We start from the raw sequence: 16,063 nt of genomic DNA on the forward strand, positions 1-16,063 counted from the left end.
GCTCGATTGCCGGCGGCAAGGATACCGACCTGGTCCGCAGTCTCGATCTCGGCGTCGGATTCCATCGCGGCGGCGTGGCCTCGGCGCTGCATTGCGGCGACCAGGCCACTTCGCCGAAAACGTCGCAGGCCACGGTGAACGTGCTGCGCGGCTCGTCGGGCCGGGTGGTGGTGCGCGCAACCACCGAGGCCCATGCGCAACTGGCCGAGATTCTCTTCGCCACCAATGCGTCAGATGCCGGATACAAGACGGTAGTCAACAACCTGATTGGCAATGCGGTGAAGAGCGCTGTGCTCGCCGCCAATTCCGCAGATCTTCGCTACAACAGGATCGACATTGCGCTGAACGAGCCTTGTTTCGTGTCGTATTCTGTTTTCTCGACTTGAGGACGACTGCCCCATGCCGATTGTTATCAAACCATTCGAGCCGACCTGCGTGACGAGCAATTGGAAACGGGACCCACTGTGTCGACGAGAAACGTAATCATTGCCCTGTACTCGGTCTACGCGCTTAATTACGTGCTCCCATTGGTGACGTTGCCGTATCTGTCGCATGTGCTGGGGCCGGCGGGGTTGGGCGTGATCGGTTATGCGCAGTCCATTGCGCAGATTCTGCTGGTGGTGGTCGACTTCGGGTTCGGCCCGAGCAGCGCACGCAAGGTGGCCGTCAATCTCGATCAGCCGACAGTCGTCAACCGCATCTACTGGTCCACGACGATCGGCAAGACGATTCTCGCGGCGCTGTGCACGCTGGTGCTGGTCGCATGGTCGTTCGCGGGCCATATGACGCCGTCCGAACGGGGCGCCACGCTGTTGGGCTCGCTGATGATCTGGGGCTGCGTGATCACGCCTTCGTGCTTCTACGAGGGATCGCAGCGGCTGCCGGTGCTGGCGGGTACGTTGCTAGTGTCGCGGGTCGGCATGCTGGTTCCGCTGTTCCTGTGCGTGAAGAGTCACGACGACGTGATGCTCGCCGCCGCGTTGCAGTACGCGCCCACCTTCGTCTGCGGCTTGATCCTCACGGTCATGCTGATCTGGAAGCGCGAGATCCTGCTGAACGTCAGGATCAGCTTTGCCGAAGTGCTGGCCGAGGCCAAGGACGCCTATCACATCTTCCTCGGCTCGGCGCTCACGTCCGTCTACATGTACGCGAACGTCATCATGTTGCGGATGATCAGCGGTCCGGGCGCAGTCGGCTACTACGTGGCCGCGGAGCGGCTCACGAATGCGCTGCGCGCGTGTACCGCTCCCGCGATTCAGGCGTTCTTTCCGAAGATTTGCGTCGCCTACGAGAACGGCGACCGCGAGTACGTGCACAAGGTCAACCGCGGGTTCATGCTCGCCTTTGCCGCGTCGGCGATCCTGATCCTGGTCGGGTTCTCGGTGCTTGGGGAGTGGTTCGTCAGGCGGTTTCTCGGCCAGGCTTTCGGCGAGACGTTTCTCATTCTGCGCGTGCTGGTGTTCGTGCCGGCGATCGTCGGCATGACGACGACGCAGGTGATGCTCACCGTCATCGCGTCAGGCAACCAGTCCGTGCTGAAGAAAATCTACCTTTACGGCGCGCTGTTTCATCTGTTGCAGGCGCCGGTGTCCATCTATCTGTGGGGTGGCGTCGGCACCGCGTGGTCGGTAGCGGCCACGGAACTGTTCATGCTGATCGGCGTGTACCGTGTGTCGAACCGTATCAATCACGGTCAAATCGCGGTGCGTTCGCAGGGCCAGCCGTCGACGCAGCCGATCAAGCCCGAAATGGTGGCCGAAAGGGATTGAGCTCGCGGACCCGAACGGGCCGCGTGCACGCATCACAGCAGGCCGGCGCGGCGCAAATCACACAGCGCCTTACAGCGCGGCGGGCATATTGGTCGGCTTCGCATCGCGCAGATAAAGCACGGTGGACAACGCTACCGCTGCAGCGGCGGCAATCGCGGCGAACAGAAACACCGAGCCATAGCCGAACTCGCCGGCGATATACCCGGCCAACGGTCCGGTAATGCCCAGCGAGAGGTCGAGGAACACCGAATAAGCCGACAACGCCGCGCCCCGGCTCGCGGGCGGCACGAGCCCCACCGCCTCCACGCCTAGCGCCGGGAACACCAACGCGAAGCCGAACCCCGTGAGGGCCGCGCCCGCCAGCGCGACATGCGGCTCGGGCGCGAGCCACAGCATCAACAAGCCGGCGCACTCGAACGAGAACGACGCGATCGCGACGCGAAAGCCGCCGTAGGTTTTGATCGTGTTGGCGAACAACAGCCGCGCGCCAATGAACAGCGTGCCGAACACCGTCAGCGACAAAGCGGCATTCGGCCAGTTTCTGGCGGCGTAAAAGAGCGTGATGAAGGTGGCGATCGAGCCGAATCCGGCGGAGCCGAGCGCCAGACCGAACCCATGCGGCAGCACACGCATGAACACGCTGCGGTAGGACATCCGCTCGCCATGGACGATAGGCACCGGGGCGACCCGGCCAGCCAGATAGTAGCCGAGCGCAGCCAGCGCGATCACCGTGATTCCGAGCGCGGCAAAGCCGGTTGCGTGCGTGAGCGCGACGCCCAGGGGCGCGCCGATAGCCAGCGCGCCGTACGTGGCGATGCCGTTCCACGAGATCACTCGCGCGTTGTTGCTGGTGCCCACCCGGCCGATGCCCCACAAAATCGCGCCGGTGCCACACAGGCTTTCGCCGAAGCCGAGCACCAGACGGCTGCACACCAGCAGCGCGAGGCTGAACGCCGGCCAGCGGCCACATAGCACGGCCAGCAAAAGCAGCACACCGCTCGCGCCACATCCCAGCAATCCGATCGACACCGTGCGCTTGGGCCCCAGCGTATCGGCGCTGCGGCCGGCGAGCGGACGGGACGCCAGCGTCGCGAGGTACTGCACGCTGATCGCCGCGCCCGCCAGCACCGCGCTGTAGCCGAGGTCGCCGTGCACGTACCCGGGCAGCACCGCGAGCGGAATGCCGATGGTGAGGTAGCAAAGGAACGTGAAAAAGACGACCGGAATGATTTGCAGGGTCGTGGCGAATTCGCTGCGCGATGGCGCCGAAGGGGTGGACATAGGGAAAACGTCACTTGAAAACGGCGGGAAGGCGTGATTTTCCCATGGAACCGATTCCTTTGCACGAGCCGGAGGCTATTCGCCAGACGAAACGGGAGCCTGCAGGCTTGCACCTCGATATCGCTTGGCGAATATGTCCCCCATGCGAAGCGGGCTATGGGTTGGGTTTATTGACGGTGATAGTTTTCGAACCATCGCTGCAGGACGTTCCCAGGGACGCAGAACATTCGAGAGTAACGAACCCATGACCGAGCCGATTCGCTTCTATCACCGCAACGCGATCCGCGAAATCAAGGACGCGCCCGTCACGCGCACCGTGCTTCAGTATCTGCGCGAAGACGCGCATTGCACCGGCACCAAGGAAGGCTGCGCCGAAGGGGACTGCGGCGCATGCACAGTCGTGCTCGGCGAGCGCAACGCGGCGGGCGGGGTCGACTTCAAGGCGGTCAACGCATGCATCCAGTTTTTGCCGACGCTCGACGGCAAAGCGCTCTACACCGTCGAAGACCTGCGCCAGCCGGACGGCTCGCTGCATCCGGTGCAGCAGGCGATGGTGGAATGCCACGGCTCCCAATGCGGCTTCTGCACGCCGGGCTTCGTCATGTCGATGTGGTCGCTCTACGAGAAACACGGCCACGAGCACAGTTGCGCGAACCGCACCGTGCCGTCGCGCGAAGCGATCGGCAGTGCGCTGACCGGCAACCTGTGCCGCTGCACGGGCTATCGGCCTATCGTCGATGCAGCCGTGCGCATGTTCGACGCGCCCGCGCCAAAAGCGCCGGTGAACGTCGCCGCGCTCGCCGCGACGCTCGCCACGCTGGAGCGCGAGTCCACGTTCCACTACGAGCACGCCGGGCAGCAGTTCGACGCGCCGCGCACAGTTGCGGCGTTCGCGAACCTCAAGCAAGCGCGGCCGGCCACGCGCATTCTTGCGGGCAGCACGGACATCGGCCTATGGGTGACCAAGCAGATGCGCGAGTTGGGCAATATCGTCTACGTCGGGCAGATCGCGCAATTGCAGAAGGTGGAAACCAACGCCGAGTGGATCGAGATAGGCGCTGGGGTGAGCGTCGAAAAAGCCTATGCGGAGATCGTGAAGGAGTATCCGGAGCTGACCGAAATGTGGCAACGCTTTGCGGCGCTGCCGATCCGTAACGCTGGCACGCTCGGCGGCAACATCGCCAACGGTTCGCCGATCGGCGATTCGATGCCTGGCCTGATCGCGCTCGGCGCACGGGTGATCGTGCGTGGCGGCGATCTCGAGCGCGAGATGCCGCTCGAAGACCTGTACCTCGCGTATCAGAAGAAGGATATGGCGGAGCACGAATTCGTGGTCGGGCTGAAGGTGCCGACGCGCAGTGGCGTGCGCGAAAAGCTTCAGTTTCGCACCTACAAGCTGTCCAAGCGTTTCGATTCGGACATCTCGGCCGTGTGCGCGGCGTTTGCGTTCATCGCCGAGGGCAACGTGATCCGCGAGCCGCGCGTCGCGTTCGGCGGGATGGCCGCCACCTGCAAACGTGCGCCCCACGCGGAAGCCGTGCTGCGCGACGCCGAGTGGCACGAAGCCACCGCGCGGGCGGCGATGCTCGCACTCGGCAACGACTACGCGCCGCTGTCAGACATGCGCGCGAGCAGCCACTACCGGCTCGAAGCCGCGAAGAACACGCTGTACCGCTTCTGGCTCGAAACGCGTGCGCACGATCCGCTGCCGAGAAGCGCGCTCGACGTACGCGCGGTCGCCGCGGCATGCACGCCCGCCGGCGCGAGCGCGTGATAGGCGGCCAGGCTTACGAGGGATACGGAGAACACCACAATGAATCAGCAAGCCGAGCCGTTTCTTAAAGACCTTCAGGACCTCGACTTCACGCAAGTCCACGTGTCGCGTCCGCATGAGTCCGCGCATCTGCACGTGAGCGGCCGTGCCACTTACACGGATGACATCCCGACGCTCGCCGGGACGCTGCACGCCGCGCTCGGTCTCTCGTCGAAGGCGCATGCAAAGATCGTGTCGATCTCGCTCGAACAGGTGCGCGCCACGCCCGGCGTGGTCGCCGTCTTCACCGCCGACGACATCCCCGGCGCGAACGACGTGGGCCCGATCGTCCACGGCGACGATCCGATTCTCGCCGCCGGCGTCGTGCAGTACATTGGCCAGCCGCTCTTCATCGTGATCGCGACGTCGCACGAAACCGCGCGTCGCGCCGCGCGCCGCGCGCATGTCGTCTACGACGAATTGCCGGCGATTCTCACCGCGCAACAGGCGCGCGCCGCCAACCAGTACGTGCTGCCGCCAATGAAGCTCTCCCGTGGCGAAGCCGCTAGCAAGATCGCGCGCGCCGCGCATCGCGAGGCCGGTGAAATGCTGCTCGGCGGCCAGGAGCAGTTCTATCTGGAAGGGCAGATTTCATATGCCGTGCCGAAGGACGACGACGGCATGCATGTCTACTGTTCGACCCAGCACCCGACCGAAATGCAGCACCTGGTCGCGCATGCGCTGGGCGTCGCGTCGCACAACGTGCTGGTCGAATGCCGGCGCATGGGCGGCGCCTTCGGCGGCAAGGAATCGCAATCGGCGCTATTCGCGTGCTGCGCGGCGCTGGCAGCATGGAAGCTGCAGTGCCCGGTGAAACTGCGCCCCGACCGCGACGACGACATGATGGTCACCGGCAAACGCCACGATTTCCACTACAGGTATGAAGTCGGCTACGACGAGCGCGGCGTGATCGACGGCGTGGCGCTCGACATGACCTCGCGCTGCGGTTTCTCCGCCGACCTGTCCGGTCCGGTGATGACGCGCGCGCTGTGCCACTTCGACAACGCGTACTGGCTGTCGGACGTGACGATCGACGGCTTCTGCGGCAAGACCAACACGCAGTCGAACACCGCGTTTCGCGGCTTCGGCGGCCCGCAGGGCGCGTTCGCGATCGAGTACATCCTGGACAACGTCGCGCGTTCGGTCGGCCTGGATTCGCTCGACGTGCGCCGCCGCAATCTGTACGGCAAGACCGAGCGCAACCAGACGCCGTATGGGCAGATCGTCGAAGACAACGTTCTCCACGAACTGATCGACGAACTGGAAGCGACGAGCCAATACCGCGCGCGCCGCGGGGCGATCGACGCGTTCAACGCGAATAACGAAGTGTTGAAGAAAGGGCTCGCGCTCACGCCGGTCAAGTTCGGCATCGCGTTTAACGTCACGCACTTCAATCAGGCCGGCGCGTTGGTGCACATCTATACCGACGGTTCGGTGCTGGTGAACCACGGCGGCACGGAAATGGGCCAGGGTTTGAACACGAAGGTTGCGCAGGTCGTCGCGCATGAACTGGGTGTCGGCTTCAACCGCATTCGCGTGAGCGCAACCGATACGAGCAAGGTCGCCAACACGTCGGCGACGGCCGCATCGACGGGTTCGGACCTGAACGGCAAGGCCGCGCAGGACGCCGCGCGCCAGTTGCGCGAACGGCTCGCGGCATTCGCCGCCGAACGCTTTGGCGCGGCGCAGGTGAGCGCTGCGGACGTACGCTTCGCGCACGACCGCGTGGTGGTCGGCGACTTGGCGGTGCCGTTCGAAGAGGTGGTCGCGACGGCTTATGTCGCGCGTATCCAGTTGTGGTCGGACGGCTTCTACGCTACGCCCAAGCTCCACTGGGATCAGTCGAAGCTGCAAGGCCGGCCGTTCTCCTACTACTCGTATGGCGCGGCGGTGTCGGAAGTGGTGATCGACACGCTGACCGGCGAAATGCGCGTGCTGCGTGCGGACGCGTTGCACGACGTGGGCGCGTCGCTGAATCCGGCGCTCGACGTCGGCCAGGTGGAAGGCGCGTTCATTCAGGGAATGGGCTGGCTCACGACCGAAGAACTGTGGTGGAACGCGCACGGCAAGCTGATGACGCATGCGCCGTCCACTTACAAGATTCCCACGGTGAACGATACGCCGCCGGTCTTCAATGTGCGGCTCTTCAGTAACCGCAATGCCGAAGACAGCATTCATCGCTCGAAGGCGACCGGCGAGCCGCCATTGCTGTTGCCTTTCTCGGTGTTTTTCGCGGTGCGCGACGCCGTCTCCGCGGTGGGCGGGCACAAGGTCAATCCGCCGCTGAACGCGCCCGCGACCAGCGAGGCGATTCTCACGGCGGTCGGCGCGGTGCGGGCCGCGACCGCGGGTGAACGGCCATGAGCGCGGCGCGTGGTGGCGTGGTCGAAAGGGCGGCTGCGGGCGCGGCGACTCGCGCAGAAGCGGCCCGCGCACACGCGAAGCAGGGCGCGAGGGCAAAGCGCCCGTGCAGCGTCTACTCACCCGGATGATCGCCATGAACGATCTCTCGTCTGTTCAGATCGGGCGGCGCCGCCCCGTGCCGATGCCGCGCCGTGCGCCAATGCACATCGTGCTGTTCGGCGCAGGGCATGTCGGGCATGCGCTCGTTACGCTGCTTGGCAGCTTGCCGTGCGTGGTCCAGTGGGTCGACGAGCGCGACGAACTGTTCCCCGACGAAACGCCGGCCAACGTGCAGATCGAAGCCACCGATACACCCGATGCGATCGTCGACACCGCGCCGCCGGGCGCTTACTTCCTCGTGATGACGCACAATCATGCGCTCGATTTTTCGCTCGCCGCACGCATCATGCGGCGGCGCGATTTCACGTACTTCGGCATGATCGGTTCGAAGACCAAGCGAGTGAAGTTCGAGCGGCGTCTGCTCGAGCGTGGCGTGGAGCCGGACCGGCTCGGCGAGATGACCTGCCCGATCGGGGTGGACGGCATCGTCGACAAGGCGCCCTCGGCGATCGCGGTCGCGGTGTGCGCGCAATTGCTGCAGATCAGGACGCGCGAAGTCATCGCGCGGAGCGCAACGCAAAGACTGTGCACGGTTGCTTGACGTTGCGGCGTAGACGCGCCGTGCATGGACCCATGCCCATGCGGTGTCTGGCCCTGAGCCTAAACACTCGCGCGCAAACAGCCTTCACTTTCCCTTACCCGGCGCTTCTTTTTGCCGCGGCCGCTGCGCACGTCGCGCTTTCTGTGCGATCAACGCTTCCGACACCTGGGCCATCAACGTCCGCAACCAGCCGATATCGCTCGGGCGGTCCGGCTGCGGATGCCATAGCTGATAGCACTTGATGCGCGGAAACGGGATCGGCACGTCGACCACCGCGAGCGGAAGCATGTCGGCGTAGTGGGTCGCGAAACGGCGTGTCGTCGTGAAGATCAGGTCCGATTGCAGCAGCGTCTGCGGCACGAGCCCGAAATAGGGCAGCGTGGCGACGATGCGGCGCGCCGCGTGGGCTCGCGCAAACCCCGTGTCGATCGCGCCGCCGCGCGCGCCGCTGTACGGCGTCGGCGCGAGATGGGGCGCGGCGAGGTACGCCTCGCGTGTCAGTGGCGCGCGGGTCAGCGGATGATCGGCGCGCATCAGGCACACGACGGTGTCCGAGAACAGATCGCTGCGTTCGAAACGCGGGTCGGGCTTCGGCCAGTTGCCGATCACCAGATCGAGTTCGCCGGCGTCGAGCGCGGCGTCATGATCGAACAGCGGCCCCAGCGATTCTATTTCGAGCCGCCCATGAGGCGCCGCCTCGCGAAACTGCGCGATCACGGTCGGCATGAAGAAGTCGTTCAGATAATCCGGCGCGGCGATGCGGAAGGTGCGCCGCGAGCGGGCGGGGTCGAAATCGCCGTGCGGCGTCGCGACGAAATCGACTTCGCGCAGAACGCGCTGCGCGGACCCGAGCAGCGATTCGCCGTATTCGGTTGGCACCATGCCGGATTTGCCGCGTACGAGAATCGGATCGTTGAGCGTCTCGCGCAGCTTGCGCAGCGCGGTGCTGATCGCGGGCTGCGTCTGGTTCAGACGCAATGCGGTCTGCGTGACGCTGCGCTCGACCAGCAGCGTGCGCAGCACACGCACGAGCCAGATGTCGAGTGAGGCGGCGGAGTCGTCGTCATCCATGATGTGAGCGTGGCCGTGCGGGCGCAGCGGCCCGGATCGGGCGTCTGGCGCGACCGCTTCCCGACAGCGTCCTCTGTGGGGTGCAAAAGCCTATAACCTTAGGCCCGTTTGCAATGCAGCGGCATAGCGGGCGTGGTATGGCCGGCATCAGCGGCGCGCTTTCGATGTGAGCGTGCCGGAAGCCGAAGCCGAAGCCGAAGCCATCTCCCCGTCTCCCGTCTCCCGTCTCCCGCCTCGCGCGAGAAGTTCTTCTAGCGCTTACGCTTTCACTATTCCACCGCCGGCTTGCCCGGGACCCCGGAAGGCAGCGAGCTGATCCGCTTTACTTCCTTCGAGTCGAGCCAGTTCGGCGTGCGCGCGCAGTACAGCACCATCGGCAGCGCGTCCTCGCCCCAGAACAGCTGGTCGTTCAGGCGAAAGGTCGGCACGCCGTACACGCCCAGACCGATTGCATCCGCAGTATTGCGCTTCAGTTGCGCCTTCACCGCTTCGCTCTTGATGAGATCGGGCCCGTCCGGCATGCCGACGCGTTCGCAAAGCTCGGCAAAGGCCGTGTCGCTCGACGGGTCGCGGCCTTCGCGCCAGATGAAGCGGAAAATTTCGCGCACGAAGTTGATGTCGCCGTTCGCGGCGGTGGCGAGCAGCAGCGGCTTCATCGAATCGAAAGGATGCACCGGCGGCATCTTGTACGGAATGGCGAGCTGCTCGGCGCGAAACAGCGCGTGCCGGTACATGAAGGTGCGTTTCGCGGGCACGCTATAGGCAGGCCGCTGTCCCCAATGATCGTAAAGGTCGTCCAGCAGGACCGGCGTGAACACGAAGTCGAAGCCTGGCCATTTGTCGTGCTGCTCGAGCAACAGATAAGTGAACGGCGAGACGAAGTCGTAAAACCACAGCGGTTTCGTGGCGTCGATGCCAACGGTCATAAATGTCTCCCGGATTGCCTGTTTCTGGCGGTGCGTCTGCTGGAACGTCAAAATTGTAACGATCTTACGCGGTGCGGCCGCGGCTTGCACCGGTCAATCGGAATTTGGCGTCGGCGGTGCCGGTGTCGGTGGTGGCGACGTTGGCCGGAGGCACCTCGCGCCGTTGCTCGAACTGAGGTGGACGGTTTGCGGTTGGCGCTGGCCTGGTTCGGCTCGTTGCGCCAGGTCCGCTAGGTTCGCCAGGTCCGGTTGGTTAGCCTCGTTGGCTTCGCTCGCCTCGTTCGTGCCGGTGGCTGAGTTGGTATCGCTCACCTCGTCGGCGTGGTTGGCCTCATTGGCCGCTATCACGTCATTGGCGACGGTGGCTGATTGGCCTCGCTCACCCCGTTCGCGTGGCGGGGCTAGCTCGCTTCGTTGGCCTCGTTCGCCCGATCGACCTCTTCGGGCGCGCCATCCGGCTCGTGCCCGGAGCCTGCCTGCGCACGCGGACCCGGCGCGTCGCGCCGGCGGCCGGCCGGTTTGTCATCAGCTTCGTCTGCTTCGTCATCGTCTGCTTCATCGGCGTCGCCGCGCTGCGCGTCGCGGCTTTGCATGAGCCGCCGACGCACAAAGCCGATATGCTCGCGCAGCACATAAAACTGGTCCGCATACGCGAGCGGCATTTTCAGTCCGTTGACGGACTCCTCGATCGCGTCGACGCGTTCGATCAGAGACGCCCGTTCCGCCGCGGAGTGCTCGCTGAGCGCGCTCCGCTCGATGGCGATCAATGCGCCGTACCAGCGATAGATGCGCGACTTCACCCGCCACGCATACAGCCCAGGCACGATGCGCAAGGCCGGCACCAGCAGCACGACGAGCGGCACCACGACCACCAGCAGCCGGTCCGCGAGACTCGCGATCCAGAACGGCAGCATCCGGTACAGGAAGCTCTTGCCCGACTTGTAGTAGCGCGCGGCGTCGTCGCTGATCGGGAAGTCGTGCGCGAGCGGCGCGGGGAATTCGCCGGCGCGCTGCATGACGGTCGCGCCGCCGTGCACCTCGCGCGCGGCTTCGATCAGCAGATCCGACAGCGCGGGATGGAGCGAATCGCGCGCCACCAGCTCGGCGGTCGGCGCGACCATGTTGATCGACGTCGACGGCAGATTCTTGCCGAGATCGAACGCGCCCATGGGCATCTTCAGCTGCGTCAGGTAGGGAAAGCGGCGCGTGTACGCCTCCGCCTGCGAGAAATCGTAGAAACGCACGTTCGGCGTGCGATACAGCTTGCCCATCACGGCCGGCTGCGCCGAATCGCCCGCGAGGAAGGCCGCGTCGATCTTGCCGTCGATGAGCGCGTCGGCGGCGGCGTCGCCCGACAGCGGCAGCAATTTGGTCGCGCCGCCCGGTACGATGCCGTTGGCCTTGAGCAGCGCGAGCGCCAGTTCGCGGGTGCCGCTGCCTTCGGCGCCGACCGCGAGCCGCTGGCCTTTGAACTCGGAGAGCCACATCGCGGGCGGCCCGTGGTAGAAAACCGCCAACGGCACGTACGCGACGCTGCCGAGCGACATGAGCCCCTGGCTTGCGGCGTTGGGCGCGACGCCGTCCTGCACGAAGCCGACATCGACGTCCGTGTTGGGGTCCGAGAGCCGTTTGAGATTCTGCAGCGAACCTTCCGAGCTCAGCACGTTCAGCGTGATGCGGTTGCGCGCCAGAATCGTTTTGTACTTCTGTGCGGCGTTCCAGAAGGTGCTGCCTTGCGGGCCGGCGGTGATCGTCAACGTGCTCGGCGGCGCGGGCTGAATCAGCCGCACGGCGGCCCAGATGGCGACGACGGCGAGCAACACCAGCGGGCCGAACGAGACCGCCAGATCGCGCCACGAGATCGCGACGAAACGGGCAACGAGACGGGGAGGGCTTTTGCGGCCAGTGGCGGGCTTCATCGGATGACGTGACGGCGACGGTCGTAAATGGACAGGGCGGGATAAGGCGGCGCTCTGCGGCGCACGAACCGGGGCGAAACGCGCGAAACGCGTGGCGCCGATGGTACCTGAGATTCACATGACGGCGGAACGCAACGCGGCGCTGTCCGCCGACAAACCCGTAACAAAACGTGAACAGCGTGTGAATGCCGGGCCCTGCGGGGCGAGCGCCGCAGAAACGCCTCGCCGACCCGCCGCGAATGCCAGACGGACTCGGCGCGCTAGCGCGTGAGCCCAGTCAAAGCGCCTGAGTGCGGCAGGAACGAAGCGCGCATGCGGCGCGAATGCGTGGTAAAGCGGCATCGGCGCCCTTTGAACGCAGTACGAAAACGCCCGAATGCCGCCCGGACCTGGCGACCTCGCGATCCGAACACCCCGCTCGGCGCCTCGACGCGCGTGCCCCGCCGACGACTAAACCCTTTGCGCTTCGGGCGCGGCTAGATTAAATTGAGCATCGCCGCCGCGAACCCACGTTTGCGCGGCGTGACCCGGCACGACAGACCAGAACCGGGCACGCCGGCAGATTCGCGGACTGCCAATCCCATGCCGCAGCGCACGGCGCGCCGTCGCAGCGGCCAAGGCAGCTGGCCTCTCTCGCCTCTCGCACAGCGTGCCACCGCCCTGGTCGGCCAGCGCGCAGTCGCATCTCGCCCGCTCTCGCGCATGGCTGCAGGTAGTCGTAACGACACCGCTACTACATGCGGTCCAATGTGAAAACCAAGGAGAAGAGAAGCTATGAAATCGGTCAGTTTTCTGAAAACGGTGGGTTTGGTCGTGGCAATGGTGGCTGCGTGCAACGTCTACGCTCAGGCAAGCGACGCGCAGACGAGCTCCACTTCAACGGCAGCTTCCAACGTCAAGGCGGGCAAGCGCGCGAACAACCAGCTGGGCCGCAAGGTGCGCAGTGCGCTCGCGAAGACCCAGGGTCTCGACGTATCCAACATCGCCGTGCGGGCTCGCGGCGGTGCGGTGACTTTGACGGGCACGGTGCCCGACCAGGGCCAGATCGATGCGGCCGGCGAAGCTGCGAAAGGCGTCGCGGGCGTGACGTCGGTGTCGAACAAGCTCACCGTCATGCAGCAATAATCGCGCTGCAATGAGCGCGCTGCAATGAGCGCGCGGCACAAATCGGCTGTGCCAGGCGCCGGCCGCGCGACGCCGGTGCAGGCGGTTCGACCGTGCCGGCGCGGCCATGATGCAGAAGGCACAAAGGCTTCGGCGTGACGTAGCGCCGAAGCCTTTTTTGCGTTCTTTTTCGTCGCGATCCTTGTTCCCAACAGCGACGAACGCCGTGCCGTTGGTCCCAACCGCAGCGTTGCCACGATGATCGCTCCGTGCGTTCCGGCACAGAGTTGACATGCCGCGAAGAGTACCGTGAAGCATGGAAATCGGAGCAACGCTATGGGAACCACGCAGTTTCGCTATATCGATCTGCCGATCGGCGATCGGGCGGCTTTCGAGCTGGTCTGTGCGCGGCATGGTTTCGCGCCCGTGCACTTCGATATCAGTGCCAGCGCGAAACCGGGCGAGCCGGCGCACGAGCGTCTCGTCACCGTGCGTCGCGGCGGCTGGACGCAGTCCTATAAGGACCGCCACGGTCAATGGATCCGGCAGTTCGAAGCCGATCTGACTTGTCGGTTTTTCAAGTAGCGAGGGAGCTGCAGCGTAGGCAGGGCGCTGTGCGGCCGATGGTGCGGCCGGCACCCGAGCCGACGCGTGGAGATCGCGTTCTAGTCCAACGTCGGTCGAGACCTCAGGCCAGCATGAGGCGCACGCCGACCAGCGTCAGCGTGGCGGCGAGCAGATTGCGCAGCAGGGCATCGGGTGCTCGCGACGATAGATAGCTGCCGATTGCGATGCCCGGCAGCGAGCCCACCAGCAGCGATGCCAGCATCGACCAGTCGACCGAGCCGAGCAGCCAGTGGCCCGCGCCCGCCAGCAGCGTGAGCGGCACCGCATGCGCGATGTCCGAGCCGACGATGCGCGTGGTCGGCAGCAACGGATACAGGAGCAGCAATACGGTCACGCCGATCGCGCCAGCGCCCACCGAAGTCAGCGACACCAGCACGCCCAGGATCGCGCCGGTCAGCATGGTCAGCGCCAGCGTGCGCGCCTGGCTGGGCGGGCGCCGCACGCGTGCGCCGAGCGCGGCGAGCTGCGGACGGAACACGAGCGCTACCGCCGTCACCAGCAGCGCCACGCCCAGCACGATCTGGATCAGTCGGCTCGCGCGCGGGGTGTCCATTCCGTAGCGATGCAGCAGGAGCAGCGTGACGGTCGCGGCCGGCACACTGCCAGCGGCGAGGCGCAGTGTGATCTGCCAGTCGACGGAGCCTTTCAGGCCGTGCACCAGTGTGCCGGTAGCCTTGGTGGCGGCCGCGTACAGCAGGTCGGTGCCGACCGCGGTGGCCGGATGCACGTTGAACAGCAGCACCAGAATCGGCGTCATCAGCGAGCCGCCGCCGACGCCCGTCAGTCCGACCAGAAAGCCGACGAACAGGCCGGAGACGGAGTACAGCAGATCGATGTGGGGAAGAGCCATTGCGCGGACCGCTGACGGTCGGTGGATGAAAAGGTGGGCCGGCGGGGCCGGTGCGTGGGCGTGGCCATAGACCGGCACGGCGCGCGGCGGATCGCCGCGGCGCGGCAAAAGGCGCTATTGTCTCAAAACTGTTGCTGCCGCGTACAGACCGCGGTCGACGCGCAGTCCCTGGCGTACCGGATGATCTGCCGCGCTCAGAGCGCGCGCCGGATTTCGACGACGCCGAAGGCCGCGAGCGCGAAGCCGACCACGCGGTCGATGGCGGCGCGCAGCGTGCTGCCGATTGCATGGCGCGCAAGCGACACCACGCTCACCAGGAAACACCACCACGCGATCGAGCCGGCAAACACGCCGCCCACCGTGGTCAGCGCGATGGTCGATGAAAACGCACCACGCGGCGCGAGTGTGGTGAACAGTGCCGCAAACATGATGACGGTCTGCGGATTGGTGAGTGTGAGCAGCAATGAACTGGCGTAGGCCCGCAGCGCGCCGGCCCGGCCCACTTGCGCGAGCTTGCCGGTGCCGTTGCCATTGCCGTTCGAAGCGTCGGCGGCAGGCTTTTGCAGCAGCGTTCGCAAGCCGAGATAAAGCAGAAAAAGGCCGGCCAGCAGATGCAGCGGCCGATCATACGCGAGCATGAACCGCGAGATGCCGACGAGGCCGAGCGCCGCGATCATGCCGTACAGCGCGTCGCCGGTTGCGATGCCGAAGCCGATCGCGAGTCCCGCGCGTGGACCGCCGGTCAATGTGCGGCGGATGCACAGCATGCCCATCGGGCCGACCGGCGCGGCAATCGCGAGGCCGACGCCCGCGGCAGTGAAGAAGAGACTGGTGGTGGACACGGGGAGCCTTTGAGCGGTCGTTGTGTTTATGGCGCTGTGGAACACATAGCAGGACAGCCGGGCGGCGGCGACCGATTGGTTCAGCCAGACGAAAAAGCGGTCTGTCTCGTCGAGACAGACCGCTTTTTTAACGCTTCTTTTAGTGTTTTTTGTTTGTCGCCGACGCGCTCGGTGCTACGCGGATCGGCGGCGCGCCCGAAGGCGCCGTGGCGGGCTGTGGCTTCTTCTCCTGTTTCGGTTTTTTGACTTCACGGTTACTGCGCATCTGACCTTTTGCCATGATGGACTCCCAGTTGGCGGTTCGCTCCACGCGGAAGCACTCAGCAGTGTGCGCTGATTTTGCCGTCGATGCCGGGCTTTCTGAATTTGCGTACTGGCCGGGCGCGGCAGGCCTACGGCGCCTTGCGCTGCCTGCCGCTATGGCGATGCCGCTAGTAACAGCGGTTTTCCTCGCTGCGTGCGAGCCGGTCCGACACCTGCGCCAGCAGCAGCGCGAGCCCCAGCGCGCTCATGGACGCGAAGAGGAAGGCGCCGATCATCGCAGCCAGTATCAGCATTGCCCAGGCCAGGCCGGTCATAGGGGATTTCCGCAAGTTGTTGGCATCCTAACCCGGCAGCGCCCGCGCTTTACGTTCGTCAACGGACGCGGAACCTGTCGCAGCGCGCCGAAGCATCGTCACTTCGCGCCGCTCGCGATCCATACGGCTCACGGGTGCGGTCGCTGAATGTTCCCTCCGTCAAGCCGGGGCGGGCCACGGGTCGGTGACTTTCCGCGCATTTTCCGCGGCGAGGGCGAG

The 16,063-nt window shown here is 65.4% G+C and carries 14 protein-coding genes and 1 pseudogene; 7 read left to right on the forward strand and 8 right to left on the reverse strand.

The features are described 5' to 3' along the window. A pseudogene (locus ABQJ48_RS14550) lies at window positions 1-386 on the forward strand (hypothetical protein); the annotation flags it as partial. A 78-nt stretch (window positions 387-464) separates the two neighbouring features. Next, complete coding sequence (locus ABQJ48_RS14555) at window positions 465-1,769, forward strand: flippase (RefSeq protein WP_367838710.1); 1,305 nt, start codon at window positions 465-467, stop codon at window positions 1,767-1,769. Between the two features lie 69 nt (window positions 1,770-1,838). On the opposite strand, the gene ABQJ48_RS14560 is transcribed toward ABQJ48_RS14555, so the two are convergent. Further along, a complete protein-coding gene (locus tag ABQJ48_RS14560; protein WP_367838711.1) occupies window positions 1,839-3,050 on the reverse strand; it encodes an MFS transporter in 1,212 nt (403 codons plus the stop codon). A gap of 244 nt (window positions 3,051-3,294) precedes the next feature. Between ABQJ48_RS14560 and xdhA the strand changes: the two genes are divergently transcribed. The 3 genes from xdhA (at window position 3,295) to xdhC (ending at window position 7,927) form a co-directional block, all read left to right on the forward strand. After that, window positions 3,295-4,824: a xanthine dehydrogenase small subunit gene (gene xdhA, locus ABQJ48_RS14565; protein ID WP_367838712.1), complete on the forward strand. Its 1,530-nt coding sequence runs from the start codon at window positions 3,295-3,297 to the stop codon at window positions 4,822-4,824. A 39-nt stretch (window positions 4,825-4,863) separates the two neighbouring features. Next, window positions 4,864-7,227 (forward strand): xanthine dehydrogenase molybdopterin binding subunit, encoded by a 2,364-nt coding sequence (xdhB, locus tag ABQJ48_RS14570; protein ID WP_367838713.1) that lies wholly within the window; start codon window positions 4,864-4,866, stop codon window positions 7,225-7,227. Between the two features lie 133 nt (window positions 7,228-7,360). Next, on the forward strand, window positions 7,361-7,927 hold the full coding sequence (xdhC, locus tag ABQJ48_RS14575) for a xanthine dehydrogenase accessory protein XdhC (RefSeq protein WP_367838714.1): 567 nt from the start codon (window positions 7,361-7,363) through the stop codon (window positions 7,925-7,927). A gap of 84 nt (window positions 7,928-8,011) precedes the next feature. Here xdhC and ABQJ48_RS14580 read toward each other — a convergent pair whose 3' ends face one another. From ABQJ48_RS14580 to ABQJ48_RS14590, 3 genes are all read right to left on the reverse strand, one after another. Beyond that, window positions 8,012-8,998 carry a LysR substrate-binding domain-containing protein gene (locus ABQJ48_RS14580; RefSeq protein WP_367838715.1) on the reverse strand — a complete coding sequence of 329 codons (987 nt, stop codon included), beginning with the start codon at window positions 8,996-8,998 and terminating at the stop codon, window positions 8,012-8,014. 269 nt (window positions 8,999-9,267) lie between these two features. Further along, on the reverse strand, window positions 9,268-9,924 hold the full coding sequence (locus ABQJ48_RS14585; RefSeq protein WP_367838716.1) for a 2-hydroxychromene-2-carboxylate isomerase: 657 nt from the start codon (window positions 9,922-9,924) through the stop codon (window positions 9,268-9,270). A 401-nt stretch (window positions 9,925-10,325) separates the two neighbouring features. After that, window positions 10,326-11,843 (reverse strand): TAXI family TRAP transporter solute-binding subunit, encoded by a 1,518-nt coding sequence (locus ABQJ48_RS14590; protein WP_367838717.1) that lies wholly within the window; start codon window positions 11,841-11,843, stop codon window positions 10,326-10,328. Window positions 11,844-12,617: 774 nt separating this feature from the next. Here ABQJ48_RS14590 and ABQJ48_RS14595 point away from each other — a divergent pair. Together ABQJ48_RS14595 and ABQJ48_RS14600 are read left to right on the forward strand one after the other, a co-directional pair. Beyond that, complete coding sequence (locus ABQJ48_RS14595; RefSeq protein WP_367838718.1) at window positions 12,618-12,968, forward strand: BON domain-containing protein; 351 nt, start codon at window positions 12,618-12,620, stop codon at window positions 12,966-12,968. A 315-nt stretch (window positions 12,969-13,283) separates the two neighbouring features. Then, a complete protein-coding gene (locus ABQJ48_RS14600) occupies window positions 13,284-13,532 on the forward strand; it encodes a hypothetical protein (protein ID WP_367838719.1) in 249 nt (82 codons plus the stop codon). 103 nt (window positions 13,533-13,635) lie between these two features. Here the strand turns inward: ABQJ48_RS14600 and ABQJ48_RS14605 are convergent, their stop codons facing one another. From ABQJ48_RS14605 to ABQJ48_RS14620, 4 genes are all read right to left on the reverse strand, one after another. Further along, the gene (locus ABQJ48_RS14605; protein ID WP_367838720.1) at window positions 13,636-14,424 is read right to left on the reverse strand and encodes a sulfite exporter TauE/SafE family protein; all 789 of its coding nucleotides are present in this window, start codon (window positions 14,422-14,424) and stop codon (window positions 13,636-13,638) included. A gap of 194 nt (window positions 14,425-14,618) precedes the next feature. Then, a complete protein-coding gene (locus ABQJ48_RS14610) occupies window positions 14,619-15,266 on the reverse strand; it encodes a LysE family translocator (RefSeq protein ID WP_367838721.1) in 648 nt (215 codons plus the stop codon). A gap of 139 nt (window positions 15,267-15,405) precedes the next feature. Beyond that, window positions 15,406-15,546: a hypothetical protein gene (locus ABQJ48_RS14615; RefSeq protein WP_367838722.1), complete on the reverse strand. Its 141-nt coding sequence runs from the start codon at window positions 15,544-15,546 to the stop codon at window positions 15,406-15,408. 151 nt (window positions 15,547-15,697) lie between these two features. Further along, entirely contained in the window at window positions 15,698-15,844 is a 147-nt protein-coding gene (locus ABQJ48_RS14620) for a hypothetical protein (protein WP_367838723.1), read from the reverse strand. Window positions 15,845-16,063 lie beyond the last annotated feature (219 nt).

The organism is Paraburkholderia suaedae (genome assembly GCF_040812055.1).
In the GTDB taxonomy this organism is placed as follows: domain Bacteria; phylum Pseudomonadota; class Gammaproteobacteria; order Burkholderiales; family Burkholderiaceae; genus Paraburkholderia.

Excerpts from the sequence above, each read along its gene's own strand:
- ABQJ48_RS14560 (WP_367838711.1), bottom strand. The coding sequence starts at position 3,050 with ATGTCCACCCCTTCGGCGCCATCGCGCAGCGAATTCGCCACGACCCTG.
- xdhA (WP_367838712.1), top strand. The coding sequence starts at position 3,295 with ATGACCGAGCCGATTCGCTTCTATCACCGCAACGCGATCCGCGAAATC.
- xdhB (WP_367838713.1), top strand. The coding sequence starts at position 4,864 with ATGAATCAGCAAGCCGAGCCGTTTCTTAAAGACCTTCAGGACCTCGAC.
- xdhC (WP_367838714.1), top strand. The coding sequence starts at position 7,361 with ATGAACGATCTCTCGTCTGTTCAGATCGGGCGGCGCCGCCCCGTGCCG.
- ABQJ48_RS14580 (WP_367838715.1), bottom strand. The coding sequence starts at position 8,998 with ATGGATGACGACGACTCCGCCGCCTCACTCGACATCTGGCTCGTGCGT.
- ABQJ48_RS14585 (WP_367838716.1), bottom strand. The coding sequence starts at position 9,924 with ATGACCGTTGGCATCGACGCCACGAAACCGCTGTGGTTTTACGACTTC.
- ABQJ48_RS14590 (WP_367838717.1), bottom strand. The coding sequence starts at position 11,843 with ATGAAGCCCGCCACTGGCCGCAAAAGCCCTCCCCGTCTCGTTGCCCGT.
- ABQJ48_RS14595 (WP_367838718.1), top strand. The coding sequence starts at position 12,618 with ATGAAATCGGTCAGTTTTCTGAAAACGGTGGGTTTGGTCGTGGCAATG.
- ABQJ48_RS14600 (WP_367838719.1), top strand. The coding sequence starts at position 13,284 with ATGGGAACCACGCAGTTTCGCTATATCGATCTGCCGATCGGCGATCGG.
- ABQJ48_RS14605 (WP_367838720.1), bottom strand. The coding sequence starts at position 14,424 with ATGGCTCTTCCCCACATCGATCTGCTGTACTCCGTCTCCGGCCTGTTC.
- ABQJ48_RS14615 (WP_367838722.1), bottom strand. The coding sequence starts at position 15,546 with ATGGCAAAAGGTCAGATGCGCAGTAACCGTGAAGTCAAAAAACCGAAA.
- ABQJ48_RS14620 (WP_367838723.1), bottom strand. The coding sequence starts at position 15,844 with ATGACCGGCCTGGCCTGGGCAATGCTGATACTGGCTGCGATGATCGGC.